13 protein-coding genes are annotated in these 12,474 nt (G+C 43.2%); 7 read left to right on the top strand and 6 right to left on the bottom strand.

Annotation, left to right across the window (positions count from 1 at the left end):
• The 4 genes from CXF69_RS02475 to adk all read left to right on the top strand — a co-directional run bounded on the left by CXF69_RS02475 (position 1) and on the right by adk (position 3,497).
• Positions 1-678, top strand: a complete 678-nt coding sequence (locus CXF69_RS02475; protein WP_102077874.1) for a DsbE family thiol:disulfide interchange protein — start codon at positions 1-3, stop codon at positions 676-678.
• 65 nt (positions 679-743) lie between these two features.
• Complete coding sequence (locus CXF69_RS02470; protein ID WP_416374994.1) at positions 744-1,232, top strand: cytochrome c-type biogenesis protein; 489 nt, start codon at positions 744-746, stop codon at positions 1,230-1,232.
• Positions 1,229-2,509, top strand: a complete 1,281-nt coding sequence (ccmI, locus tag CXF69_RS02465) for a c-type cytochrome biogenesis protein CcmI (protein ID WP_101206371.1) — start codon at positions 1,229-1,231, stop codon at positions 2,507-2,509. The genes CXF69_RS02470 and ccmI overlap by 4 nt, the downstream gene beginning before the upstream one ends.
• A 334-nt stretch (positions 2,510-2,843) precedes the next feature.
• On the top strand, positions 2,844-3,497 hold the full coding sequence (gene adk / locus CXF69_RS02460) for an adenylate kinase (protein ID WP_180952604.1): 654 nt from the start codon (positions 2,844-2,846) through the stop codon (positions 3,495-3,497).
• A gap of 177 nt (positions 3,498-3,674) precedes the next feature.
• On the opposite strand, the gene secB is transcribed toward adk, so the two are convergent.
• The 4 genes from secB to rsgA all read right to left on the bottom strand — a co-directional run bounded on the left by secB (position 3,675) and on the right by rsgA (position 6,723).
• A complete protein-coding gene (gene secB / locus CXF69_RS02455; RefSeq protein ID WP_057760989.1) occupies positions 3,675-4,127 on the bottom strand; it encodes a protein-export chaperone SecB in 453 nt (150 codons plus the stop codon).
• A 192-nt stretch (positions 4,128-4,319) separates the two neighbouring features.
• Entirely contained in the window at positions 4,320-4,583 is a 264-nt protein-coding gene (gene grxC / locus CXF69_RS02450) for a glutaredoxin 3 (protein WP_021813631.1), read from the bottom strand.
• A gap of 359 nt (positions 4,584-4,942) precedes the next feature.
• Positions 4,943-5,398: a rhodanese-like domain-containing protein gene (locus CXF69_RS02445; protein ID WP_057760987.1), complete on the bottom strand. Its 456-nt coding sequence runs from the start codon at positions 5,396-5,398 to the stop codon at positions 4,943-4,945.
• 221 nt (positions 5,399-5,619) lie between these two features.
• On the bottom strand, positions 5,620-6,723 hold the full coding sequence (gene rsgA, locus CXF69_RS02440) for a ribosome small subunit-dependent GTPase A (RefSeq protein WP_101206372.1): 1,104 nt from the start codon (positions 6,721-6,723) through the stop codon (positions 5,620-5,622).
• Positions 6,724-6,953: 230 nt separating this feature from the next.
• Here rsgA and orn point away from each other — a divergent pair, with 230 nt between their 5' ends.
• The gene (gene orn, locus CXF69_RS02435; protein WP_057760984.1) at positions 6,954-7,541 is read left to right on the top strand and encodes an oligoribonuclease; all 588 of its coding nucleotides are present in this window, start codon (positions 6,954-6,956) and stop codon (positions 7,539-7,541) included.
• 120 nt (positions 7,542-7,661) lie between these two features.
• Here orn and CXF69_RS02430 read toward each other — a convergent pair whose 3' ends face one another.
• Together CXF69_RS02430 and CXF69_RS02425 are read right to left on the bottom strand one after the other, a co-directional pair.
• Positions 7,662-8,546, bottom strand: a complete 885-nt coding sequence (locus CXF69_RS02430) for a UDP-2,3-diacylglucosamine diphosphatase (RefSeq protein WP_101206373.1) — start codon at positions 8,544-8,546, stop codon at positions 7,662-7,664.
• 123 nt (positions 8,547-8,669) lie between these two features.
• Positions 8,670-9,185, bottom strand: coding sequence for a peptidylprolyl isomerase (locus tag CXF69_RS02425; RefSeq protein ID WP_057760980.1), 516 nt, complete (start codon positions 9,183-9,185; stop codon positions 8,670-8,672).
• Positions 9,186-9,490: 305 nt separating this feature from the next.
• Here CXF69_RS02425 and CXF69_RS02420 point away from each other — a divergent pair, with 305 nt between their 5' ends.
• Together CXF69_RS02420 and CXF69_RS02415 are read left to right on the top strand one after the other, a co-directional pair.
• Positions 9,491-11,230, top strand: coding sequence for a glutamine--tRNA ligase/YqeY domain fusion protein (locus CXF69_RS02420; RefSeq protein WP_101206374.1), 1,740 nt, complete (start codon positions 9,491-9,493; stop codon positions 11,228-11,230).
• A 427-nt stretch (positions 11,231-11,657) separates the two neighbouring features.
• Positions 11,658-12,296, top strand: coding sequence for a peroxiredoxin (locus CXF69_RS02415; RefSeq protein WP_101206375.1), 639 nt, complete (start codon positions 11,658-11,660; stop codon positions 12,294-12,296).
• Positions 12,297-12,474: the final 178 nt, after the last annotated feature.

Raw genomic sequence — 12,474 nt, 5'->3', positions numbered from 1 at the left:
ATGACTACCTCAAACAATGGACCTGATAAAAAAGCTCAGCAAGATGTTGTCAAAGACCCTAAAGTTGCAAGCAGCAATAAAGTAAAAACTAAGAAAAAACTAAAAATTGGGTTTTTGATTCCGCTGGTTATCTTTATTGGTTTGGTCGCTATGCTCTATATGCGTTTGGGCAAACCGACTGATATCGTAACCAATACAGCGCTTGAGCGTCCAGTACCTGCCTTTGAGTTGCCATTATTATCAGATACCAGTCGTATCATGACCAATGACAACCTCCCAGATAAGCCATTTCTAATGAATATTTGGGGCTCTTGGTGTCCAACTTGTATCATTGAGCATCCTTTTCTAATGAAGCTAGAAGAGCGCGGTGTTAACTTGGTGGGCGTAAACTACAAAGATGATATTGGTGATGCGTTAGGGTATCTGAATCGCGGTGGTGACCCGTTCTCTATGTCTATTCAGGACTTGTCAGGACAGTTCGCTCTAGACTTAGGTCTGACTGGTGCACCTGAGACTTTCATCGTCGATGGTGATGGGATTATTCGTCAGCATATCATCGGTGAGATCAATGAGAGCAATTGGCAAAGTCGTATTACGCCTTGCTTAATGGTACTCAACGACGCTAGTAATAATGGGGTCAGTCCAGATCCGAGCCAAGTTGCGGAGGCGTGCAAATGATAGCCTACCAAATAAGAAACGCGACCATAAAGTTAGTAAGCTTGTTTATCGCTTGTCTATTCAGCATGGCAAGCCTTGCTGCCATTGATGTCTACGATTTCGATTCTGTGCAACAAGAAGCCCAGTACCGTGGTCTTATCGAAGAGCTACGCTGTCCAAAATGTCAAAACCAAAACTTGGCAGGGTCTGATGCACCCATTGCGCAAGACTTAAAGCAAAAAACCTATGACTTGATAAAAGATGGTCGTAGTGATGGCGAAATTCGAGCCTATATGCAAGAGCGTTATGGCGACTTTATCAGTTATAAGCCGCCAGTACGTCCTTCAACATGGATTTTATGGTTTTTCCCACCGTTATTATTGATTATTTTATTGGTCGGTTGGTTTTGGCAAAGTAAACGCCGTCAGCTTGTCGCCAGCGGCGAGAGTGGCGTTGCAGTAGACAACCATGTCAAAGCGTTGTCTGCCGCTGAAAAAGCAGAACTTGATCGCTTATTGTCACGAGCTAACAGTGATGACAAAGACGACACTACAAGCCTTGGGGGCAAAAAATGACCATATTTTCTACTGTTGGCTTATTTATTGCGCTAAGTTTACTTGTCGCTCTTTTATTGGGTGTTATCACCATTAAGCCGTGGTTAAGAGCACCGCGTTCGCATAGCATGCCTGTGGACAATCAACTGCTGGATATCAACGTTGCTGTGTTTCGTGAGCGACTAGCAGAGCTGAAAACAGACAAAGACAGTGGTATCATTGATGACCATCACTATCAAAACCAGAAGCTTGAGCTTGAACGTCAGCTTTTGGATGCTCAGCGTGAAGTGTCACCGATGGTCACGCCTGGTATCAAAAGCCGATTGATTATTATGGTTTGGGTGCCTGTATTGACTGCTATGGCGTATCTGATGGTCGGTGATCGCACACCTGTATTTGAGCTGTGGGCTGCTGAGGACAAAGTCGGCCAAGTGGCAGATGACTTACTGACAGGTAGAATCGATCAGCCACCTGCTTGGGCAATTGAAGATGGTAACCAGCTGATTAGTGCCATGCAGACTAACGTCTATCGTCATGCCAGTGACTACAATCGCTGGATGCGCCTATCAGAGCTATTCTTGTCATTAGAGGCGACTGATTCGGCGTTAGAGGCTTTGTCGCGCGCTTATCGTCTATCACCTGATAACGAAGAAATTGCGACCACTTATGCGCAGATCAGTTTTTTTGCTAATAAAGGTCAGTTAGATGCCAATAGCCGCCGAGTGTTAGAAAACATACTGGCCAAAAACCCAGAGCATGAGGGCGCACAAATGCTTATGGCGATGGGTGAGGCACGTGCTAGCAACTTCGATCAAGCGCAAGGCTGGATTAAACGTCTGCGTGACAGTATCGCGGCCAAACCAGGTGATCATACGCAAGCGCTATCAAGTCTAGATGAGCTTAGCGCTAATGTGGTGATGCAGCAACAGCAAGCCTCTGAAGGCGTCGAAGTGACAGTCAAAATAAATGCTAGTCTGTTACCATTGGTAAAAGCTGACGATACGCTGTTTGTAGCGATACGTGACGTGAAAGGTGGTCCACCATTTGCGGCTAAGCGTCTACCGATTAGCAATATCAAACAAGGCGAAGCGGTTATTAGCCTAAGTGATCTTGATGCTATGATGCCAGAGCGTACCCTAGGGTCGGCTCGTTCTGATAAAGTACAGCTAGCGGTCATCGCTCGTATCAGTCATAGTGGCAATGCTACCGCAGAGTCAGGCGACCTCTCGGGTAATCCCGTGGTTATCAGCGCAGAACAAAATCAGGTCAACGTGGAAATAAATCAGCAAGTTCCATAGCCATAGTAGTAATATAAATACTGGACGCTAATGGTATTTATTATATAGACGCTGTTGCTCAGTATGGACGCGAGCAGCAGTGTTATGATTGACTTGATTAAAAGAGATATAAAGGTAACCCAGATATATAAATGGGCACTCCAAACGCAGTCAATACTGCTGCTTTTTATCTTGAATTGACCATGTATGAACAGATAAGTCATGCCAACTTGTCACATCAATAATGAAAATACTTGAGCTTTGCAGGGCCACAAGGTAAGGTAGCTTTGCAAACAACTAATCCCAGAGTTTTATTAATCCCAAAATCCTATCTATTAAGGAGAGTCGTGTAATGATGCGTATTATTTTACTAGGACCACCAGGCGCCGGTAAAGGTACCCAAGCCCAGTTTATTTCTAAAGAATATGATATTCCACAGATCTCAACTGGCGACATGCTACGTGCAGCAATTAAAGAAGGTAGCGAGCTTGGCAAAAAAGCCAAAGATATCATGAATGCTGGTGGTTTGGTTTCTGATGACCTCATTATCAACCTAGTGAAAGAGCGTATCGCTAAGCCTGATTGTGTGAATGGTTGTATCCTAGATGGTTTCCCGCGCACTATTCCTCAAGCGCAAGCACTTGCAGACGCTGATGTTGCTATTGACCATGTTATCGAAATCAGTGTACCTGATGACGAAATCGTGAGCCGCTTGTCTGGCCGTCGTCAGCATCCAGGTTCAGGTCGTGTTTATCATGTCGATCACAATCCACCAAAGGTTGAAGGCATCGATGACGTCACTGGTGAAGCGCTTATCCAGCGTGAAGATGACCAAGAAGCGACTATCCGTGACCGTCTATCTACTTATCATGAGCAAACGTCAGCATTGGTTGGTTTTTACCAAGACAAAGCTAAAGAAGGCGATGATGCGCCTAACTATGATAAGTTTGATGGTACGCAAGGTATCGATGACGTTAAGCAGCAAATCCTATCTGCACTAAAAGGCTAATGTTCGATATTAGCTAATTGATTTAGCCAGTCGATGTAGTCGTTGAAGACCCTGTTTAATAGCAGGGTTTTTTTATGCCTTATGAGAACACACACAAAAAAACCGCTTACTCATTATAAGTAAACGGCCCTTTATCAAATATACGACTGGTAGAGCTCATATATTTTTGGTTAGCGCTTAAGCATTACCTTGAGCATCAACTTGTGCTTGCTGCTGACTCTGTGCATACGCTTGATCAAAGTTCACAGGTGCTAGTAGCAATTGTGGGAAGCTACCACGCGTCACGATGTCACTGATGACTTCACGAGCATATGGGAACAACACGTTAGGGCAGTATGCGCCTAGGATTTGACCGATTTGATCTTCTGGAATGTCTTTTAGTAAGAAGATACCTGCTTGATGCACTTCAGCGATAAATGCTGCTTCTTCCGCATTTTTGGCAGTAACGCTCACAGTTAGGATGATTTGATAATGATCGTCATCTAATTTTTCAGCGTTGCTAGACAAATTGATATCAAGCTCTGGGTTCCACTCTTTGGTAAATACGCTAGCGCCTGGGACTTCAAGTGACATGTCTTTTACGTAGATGCGTTCTAGTGCCAATTGTGGTTGTGCTTGTTCTTCAGCCATGGTAAATCCTCTAAAATTAAATCAAATGATTGGGCAAATCGTCATTTTAATAAAAGTTCATTGTAATATAAATCGAGACTATTTTTTGGTATTGTCTCGATATTTTTTATCGTTACTTCTTACTGCTCTATTAAAACCTGCCACTGTCTGTCTTTACATAAGTAAAGACAGACAGTAAAGAAAGGTAGCAGATTAACCTGCCAATAGCTCGTCAAGTTTGCCTTGCTGGTTCATTTGGTTGAGCTCATCAAAACCACCGACGAAAGTTTCACCAACGAAGATTTGCGGCACAGTGCGGTAATTATTGGTTTTTTTCATCAACGCTTGACGCTCTTCGCTGCTCATATCGTGCATGCCGATTTCTTCATAATCAACACCTTTGGTTTTTAGTAGTTGTTTGGCGTTTGAGCAGTATGGGCAGATAGGGGTAGTGTAAACTTTCACAGATACAGTCATGGTAAATCCTTATTTATAAATTTATGGGATAACAAACGTATTATAAAAAGCATGATAAATTATCATAGTCTAAGCGTTGGTATAGTCTGTTATCAATGAGTAAAGTAAAAATGCATTCGGTGATGCTCATTACTAAAGTGGGGATGAGCATGACAAATTCAAGCCGTTTTGGCTCAAAACGTATTTTAGTGCTATAAAACATGATAAATAGAACATAAAAAATAAACCACAAAAAAAGACACCCAATAAAAAGGTGTCTTCTTTATAGCGTTGGTAGCGCTGATAACGTCAGTCAGGTCACACAAACATGGGCTAAGCGATGTGTATAAACGCTTCACTTAAGCGCCTATACAGATCTATTACTTGCTTAGACTTGGTTTTGTTTTACCTTTAGCCTTTGCTTTGGCGTCTTTTACACCAACCAACGGCATGCCAGCGCCTTGCCAGCCGCCAATACCGCCCTCTAAGCGATAGACACTATCTTTACCAATCATCTGAATCGCAGCGCCTGCTTGGACGCCCATGTCGCAGATGATAATCACCGGCTGCTCAATCGCGCGAATCTCTTCTAAGCGGTCTTTGAGGTCAGTGAATGGTATGTTGCGGCTGCCTTGAATATAGCCTGATTCAAACTTCTTCTTAGCGCGAATATCGATAAGCTGCGCGTTTTGAGAATTGACCATCATGCCAAGCGTGTTAGGCGATATTTTTCTACCGCTACGTTTGTTTTCAATCGTAAAAAACAGTATAGCAAGTACGGCTAATATACCAAATAAAAACGGGTGGTTGCCCACAAATTCCAGCGCACGATCCAAACCATACCTCCAAAAAAATAAGTGTTCTATTAAGCTGAGAAGACAGCCCAATGATAATGAACAAGGCGCTATTATACCGATAAGGCCATCTATAGTAAACGGGCGATGACATAGGCAATAATTGGGCGGTTATTGCACCTATCTATGGATCTTCTCAGCCTAATAAAAATATCTACTCACAAGACCGTGTTTAATTAAAACGAACAGTAACAAGCCAAATACTAATAAGGCTTCGTATCTGCCTCTTCTCGTAGCGTGACGAGATTTTCAACGCGGCGCTGCAATACTTCACCATCAGCTACGGCTTGCCATAGTGCACAGCCTTTGCTGTTGTGAGTATGGCGACAGTCACGGAATTGGCAACCGCTGGCCAATGGTGCTAGCTCAACGAAGCCTGAAATAATATCATCAGGAGTAAGGTGCCAAATGCCATATTCACGAATCCCTGGTGTATCAACGATACCGCCTTGAGTGAGATCTTCTGGATTGAATGGCAACAGTCGACTGGTCGTCGTAGTATGCTGACCAAGCTTAGAGTTTTGCGAGATGATATTGACGCTCTGTCCAGAGTCAGGCAAAAGGGCATTGATTAGACTGCTTTTGCCGACGCCAGATTGACCCGCGAAGATGACCAGCTTTTTATCTATATAGCGTTTTAGTTCATCAAGGCCTTCTTGCTCATCGCTCTCAGCGATGTTTTCAGGGCAATCGACCGAAGTTAGAACGCTTTCATAACCGAGCGCGGCATATTGTGCCAATAGTTCATTGGTGTCCACGCCGTTCTCTTCTGCTAATAAATCGGCTTTGTTGAGTACCAATAGTGGTTTGACACCTGCATGATGGCATACCACGAGATAGCGATCGATCAGCGTTGGCGCGGCGGCAGGCAATGGCGCAAAAACAATCGCCAGAATATCGACATTGGCGGCAACAGGCTTGAGCTTGTGATAGCGGTCAGGACGAGAGACCAGCGATGTACGCGGTTTGACCGCTTCGATACGACCAAAGCCAGTATTAGAGTCGGCATTCCAGCGCACTTGATCGCCAGCAGCTAGCATCGGTAGATTGGTACGCACATGACAGCGCCAAATATCATTCAATTCAAGCGTTTGCCAAAACGGCTCAGGATCATCAGGTGCAATCTCTGGCTGCTCAGGTATGACAGCTGGCAGGCTAGTGACTTGTACTTCTAGTTGCTTACCGTAATGCGCCATGACCACGCCATCCATCAAACTGTCATCAATACTATCTTGATTGGACAGTTGCTGCTTGTCGATGCGACGAATCTGTTGTTTAGTCAGTTTGCGTTGCCGGATTAATGCCATGGGTTTTTGACCTATTATAAAAATATTGCTAAGTGTAGCGTGAAAATTTGCTAACATACAGCCTAAAGCGTCTGCGGCAGACAGTGGTTTTGTAATATTTTAGCTGCTTGCTAGATTTTTTGAATCAATCAGTGCATGACAAACCTGCCTGAATATGAGTATTCAACCGCAATACGTTTTTTAAATTATGTTTAAAACTGTCCCAAAATTTAATGACCATAGGATATTGTATGACTACCGGTGACCATCCCAATAAGATTAAAATCAAAAATCAAGGCAAAAAAGGGCTGGTGTGGATTGATTTAGAAATGACCGGACTTGATACCTTAAACGATGAGATTATCGAGATTGCTACTGTCGTTACTGACGAAGATTTGAATGTACTTGCTGAAGGGCCTGTGTTTGCTATCAAAGTATCAGATCAAGTCTTAAATAAGATGGATGACTGGAATACCAAGCAGCATGGTCAGTCAGGATTGGTCGATCGTGTACGTCGTAGTACGGTGACATTGGCAGAAGCCGAAGCGGAGACCATCAAGTTCCTAAACAAATGGGTCGATAGTGGTAAGTCGCCAATGTGTGGTAATTCTATCTGCCAAGATCGTCGATTTATGGCGCGTCAAATGCCAGAGCTTGAGCGTTTCTTCCATTATCGTAATCTTGACGTGTCATCAATTAAAGAGCTTTGTTTCCGCTGGCGTCCTGATATCTTAAAGAACTTCGAAAAAGGTGGCAGTCATTTAGCCTTAGACGATATTCGTGACTCTATCCGTGAGCTAAAGCATTACCGTCAGCATTTCTTTAAGCTAATACCTTAAATAGCTAGCAAGCGATGAGCTATTTAAAAGTGTAATGAAAGAATTGTGGTAAAAAATAAAAAGGGTCTGTTGATATTTCAACAGACCCTTTTTGTTTTTTAGATAGATTCAACGATCAAGTCAAACAAACATTGTAAACTCAAATAATCCAAACTCAGCATCATTACTGCTTAAATCATTACTACTAAAACCGTCATTTGAATGCTCGTCATCTGTAACTGCACCAATCACGGCACTGACTTTCGGCTGGCGAGTGTCTTTATCTAACAATCGCCAGTCGCCAAGCACGTAGCGCTTTTTATCATTAGTTACCTGATGAATGTCTGGACGATGAGTATGTCCGTGTAATAATGCATCGCTAGTAGTGATGGCCTGACGTACAGCTTTATCATTCACATCCATGATATGCGCAGCTTTGTTCGCATTATTCTGCTGGCTTCTTTTACGCATGTTTTCTGCGATGACTAAGCGTTTTTCTAATGACTTATTAAGCAAATACCACTGAGTTAAACGGTTGCGCATAATTTTGCGAAAGAACTGATATTTCTTATCATCAGTACATAGTGCGTCACCGTGTTCTAAGCGGTAGTTCTGCTGACCAACAGGCAAAATATATGGCTCGTTGATAAGCTCTCCACCGAACAGATTACAAAACGGCTGACCCAATAAAAAATCACGGTTACCGTGCATAACCAATATCTCACAGCCATTGATACGTAGCTGCTTGAGTTTAGCTATGAGCGGAGTTAGCCAATGTTTTTTCTGCTCATCTCCTGACTCCTTCTCTTTCGATAGGGACAGATACGTATCATCACCTAGCCACACCTCAAACCAATCACCCAATATAAAGAGGCGTTTGAGCGCTGGCAGGGCGAGACAGTCATCTAATAGCGCCAAAAAAGCCTGCACTAAGGCAGGCTCCTGAGGCGATAAATGCAAATCGCTAATCAATACTTGCCGCACTTGATGAGGGCGGGTCGTGATTAAGTGATTAAAACTTTGCATTTATCTTGGTCCTCGTGACTTATCGTATGGCGAGCATGACTTAGTAAATTCTACTAGAAAGTGCTCGCTCATTCACAGCTATCGCTAAGTAAATATTACTGACTAGCTGCTATTAAATAACTACTACTGAGTAATGATGGTTGCTGAGTTGATAACAACTGGCTCTTTTGGCACATCAGCATGCATGCCGAAACGACCAGTTGGTACGCTGCGCATTTTCTCGATAACGTCCATACCGCTTGTTACTTTACCAAATACGGTGTAACCCCAACCTTGCATGTTTTTGCCAGAGTGGTTTAGGAAGTCGTTGTCTTTTACGTTGATGAAGAACTGGCTAGTCGCTGAATGCGGATCTTGGGTACGCGCCATTGCGATAGTACCTTTGTCATTTTTTAGACCATTGTCCGCTTCGTTTTCGATAGGCGCATTGGTTGGTTTTTCATTCATCTCAGCGTCCATTCCGCCGCCTTGAATCATGAAACCATCAATGATGCGATGGAAAATTGTACCGTCATACTGACCAGATTTTACGTAGTTCAAAAAGTTTTCTACAGTTTTTGGTGCTTTTTCTTCGTTGAGTTCGATAACGATCGCACCCATATTGGTTTCTAGTTCTACTACTGGTGGCATGTCTACCATGGGATATTCCTTTTTTGTTGCAGCGCCTTAAATGACGCTGTCAAGTGGTGGTTAAAAATTAGTGATTAAAAAGTTACGGGTAGTCTAACGGCTTTTTTATCCCGTGTCATGTATCAGGCTGTTAATGCGTTTGCGAAACCTGATAGAATAACGCAACTTTACCCATTTTTGAAAAATTTTGATAATGCGGTCGCACTATCTAAGTTTTAATATTCTCGTTTTATTTTAACACTTTAGTTTAAACGTTTCGTGATGCGTGATGGCACGCACCATGAACTGACAATTTGCGTTAGGAGCAATGCCCGATGAGTGATCACTCAAGCAACAATGCACAAAAAGATGAACCAAAAAACGATTTTATTCGTAATATCATTCGTGACGATGTCAATGCGCAAAAATATCAGCAAATTGTAACGCGCTTTCCGCCTGAGCCAAATGGATACTTGCATTTAGGCCACGTAAAATCTATCTGCTTAAACTTTGGTGTGGCCAAAGAGTTCGGCGGTGTGTGCAATCTGCGTTTTGATGACACCAACCCAACTGCTGAAAAGCAAGATTACATCGACAATATTAAGAACGATGTGCAGTGGTTAGGTTTTGAGTGGCCAGGCGAGGCGCATCATGCCTCAGGTTATTTCGATCAGTTGCATGCATGGGCAATCCAGTTGATTGAGCAAGGCGACGCTTATGTTGATTTGCAAACCCCTGAACAAATCAAAGAAAACCGTGGTTCATTCAATGAAGCGGGAACGCCTTCACCATATCGTGATGCCAGTGTTGAAGAAAACCTAGCGCTTTTCAACGATATGAAAGACGGTAAATACGCTGAGGGTAAGGCTATTTTGCGCGCCAAGATTGATATGGCCAGCCCAAATATGAACCTACGTGATCCTGTCATCTATCGCGTGATGCATCAAGCGCATCATCAGACTGGTGATAAATGGTGCATCTATCCGATGTATGACTTTGCTCATCCACTCTCGGATGCGTTAGAAGGAATTACCCATTCATTATGTACGCTTGAGTTTGAAGATCACCGTCCATTCTATGATTGGGTCATCGAAAAAATCGGCTTTGACGTACCACCACATCAGTACGAGTTTAGCCGCTTAAACGTTGATCATACATTGACCAGTAAGCGTAAGCTAAAACAACTGGTAGATGAAGGTATCGTAAGCGGTTGGGACGATCCCCGTATGCCGACCGTCGCTGGTATGCGCCGCCGTGGTTATACGCCAGAGGGCTTGCGCGATTTTTGTGAGCGTGTGGGTGTGACCAAAGCGGATAGTGTGGTTGATTTCCGTTTACTAGAGTTTAGTGTTCGTCAATCGTTAGAGACAACTACTGGTCGCGGTATGGCAGTCCTAAAGCCATTGAAAGTGACGATCACTAACTTTAGCGAGGCGGTAAGCAGTTGGGAGTCACAAAAAGCCGATAGCGTTAATGCACGTTTTGACGATGCGACTCAGACGCTTTGGTTGACTCAGCCAAACCATCCTAACGTGGATATGGGTGAGCGTGAGATTCCATTTACCGAGACGCTATACATCGATCAAGGTGATTACGAGATTGAACCGCCAGCAGGCTACAAGCGTCTCTCTCCAGAAAAGCCAGAGATTCGTCTGCGTAACACCTACGTACTAGCCGTCACTGAGCATATCACTGATGAAAGTGGCAATGTCGTTGAACTAAAAGCGACGATTGACCCTGCTACTTTGGGCAATAACCCTGAAGGGCGTAAAGTCAAAGGCGTGATTCATTGGGTATCAGCCAGTCAAGGTGTGCCAGCGACGGTACGTATGTATGAGCAGCTATTCAGTGCTGAGGATCCAAGTAGCGTTGCTGATGTTTATCAAGCGCTAAACCCGAACTCGCTCACTGAGCTAAATGCAGTGGTTGAGCCATCTTTGGTCAATGCAGATGCTGGCACGCGTTTCCAGTTTGAGCGTGAAGGTTACTTCATCTCTGATAGCGAAGATCACAGCACTGATAAGCCAGTATTTAACCAAATCGTTAGCTTGCGTGATAGCTATAAGCCAGCTTAATTTATGTTGACTCAGTATATGAAAAGTATCCTTATCCAAATAGATATTTTGAAATAATACTGAACAATAGTAGTTTGCAAGTTAGCCTATTTCTAGTACGCTAGGAATGGGCTTTTTTGTGTGCAGTTATAAAGTTAAGTATGATTATGGTGCGAATTTTGCTTATGGGATGCAGGTATGGTGGTTTAATTATTTATCAAAGCTACTTGTCCATAAAATTCATTAAAAGATTTGTCCATCAGCTTAGAGGTAAATGGAATAACCGCATTACAATCCGTCACAAGACATTCATAACCAGTTTGTTACTATAAAGTCAGTTTTTACGGATGTGCTTTGCATTTTTATGGCGAGCACATCGATGATAATAATAGAGCGCGCGGCCAACGGGTCGATACAAGCGTTCATCAACATAGCTAAGGAATAAAGCATGGCACATTTACGTTTAGGCGATACCGCACCAAACTTTGACGCTGCGACCACAGAAGGCGATATTAATTTCCACGAGTGGGCAGGCGATCATTGGGTGGTTTTTTTCTCACATCCATCAGACTTTACCCCAGTATGTACCACTGAGCTTGGTCGTGCAGCAGCACTCAATGGCGAGTTTCAAAAGCGCAATGTAAAACCGATTTGTATCTCTGTCGATAGCTTAGAGGACCATAAAGCGTGGGCGAGTGATATCGGTGAGACGCAAGGGACAGAGATGAACTTTCCAATCATCGCTGATCCTAACAAAGAAGTGGCTGAATTATATGACATGATGCATCCTAATGCAGATAGCACGCATACGGTACGCAGCGTTTTTATTATTGATCCAAATAAAAAGGTGCGTCTAACGCTGACATATCCTGCTAGCTGTGGCCGTAACTTTGATGAAATTATCCGTGTAATTGACGCACTACAGTTGTCGGATGAGTATAACGTTGCAACACCTGTAGACTGGAAAGATGGTGATGACGTAATCATTCCACCAAGTGTGAAAAACGAAGATATCGCTGCAAAATATCCAAAAGGTCACAAAGAGATTAAGCCGTATCTACGTACCACACCTGCACCAAACAAATAATTAGACTGATGTATAAATGTGATTAAATAAAGCCCCATGACTCAAGGTTATGGGGCTTTATTTATTTCTACTTTATGATTAATAACACTTTGCCATGATGGCCCGATTAGGCTATAACTGTGGTATAGCGTATCAATATTTGTGCTTATCAGTACAATAACCATAATAAAGCGTATCA

Origin of the sequence: Psychrobacter sp. Choline-02u-9 (assembly GCF_002836505.1) — a bacterium.
In the GTDB taxonomy this organism is placed as follows: Bacteria; Pseudomonadota; Gammaproteobacteria; order Pseudomonadales; family Moraxellaceae; genus Psychrobacter.
Note: the sequence above shows the minus strand (reverse complement) of the source record. Positions and strands in the feature narration are given on the sequence as shown.

Excerpts from the sequence above, each read along its gene's own strand:
- ccmI (WP_101206371.1), top strand. The coding sequence starts at position 1,229 with ATGACCATATTTTCTACTGTTGGCTTATTTATTGCGCTAAGTTTACTT.
- secB (WP_057760989.1), bottom strand. The coding sequence starts at position 4,127 with ATGGCTGAAGAACAAGCACAACCACAATTGGCACTAGAACGCATCTAC.
- CXF69_RS02470 (WP_416374994.1), top strand. The coding sequence starts at position 744 with ATGGCAAGCCTTGCTGCCATTGATGTCTACGATTTCGATTCTGTGCAA.
- grxC (WP_021813631.1), bottom strand. The coding sequence starts at position 4,583 with ATGACTGTATCTGTGAAAGTTTACACTACCCCTATCTGCCCATACTGC.
- CXF69_RS02425 (WP_057760980.1), bottom strand. The coding sequence starts at position 9,185 with ATGGTAGACATGCCACCAGTAGTAGAACTAGAAACCAATATGGGTGCG.
- CXF69_RS02475 (WP_102077874.1), top strand. The coding sequence starts at position 1 with ATGACTACCTCAAACAATGGACCTGATAAAAAAGCTCAGCAAGATGTT.
- rsgA (WP_101206372.1), bottom strand. The coding sequence starts at position 6,723 with ATGGCATTAATCCGGCAACGCAAACTGACTAAACAACAGATTCGTCGC.
- CXF69_RS02415 (WP_101206375.1), top strand. The coding sequence starts at position 11,658 with ATGGCACATTTACGTTTAGGCGATACCGCACCAAACTTTGACGCTGCG.
- adk (WP_180952604.1), top strand. The coding sequence starts at position 2,844 with ATGCGTATTATTTTACTAGGACCACCAGGCGCCGGTAAAGGTACCCAA.
- orn (WP_057760984.1), top strand. The coding sequence starts at position 6,954 with ATGACTACCGGTGACCATCCCAATAAGATTAAAATCAAAAATCAAGGC.
- CXF69_RS02430 (WP_101206373.1), bottom strand. The coding sequence starts at position 8,546 with ATGCAAAGTTTTAATCACTTAATCACGACCCGCCCTCATCAAGTGCGG.
- CXF69_RS02420 (WP_101206374.1), top strand. The coding sequence starts at position 9,491 with ATGAGTGATCACTCAAGCAACAATGCACAAAAAGATGAACCAAAAAAC.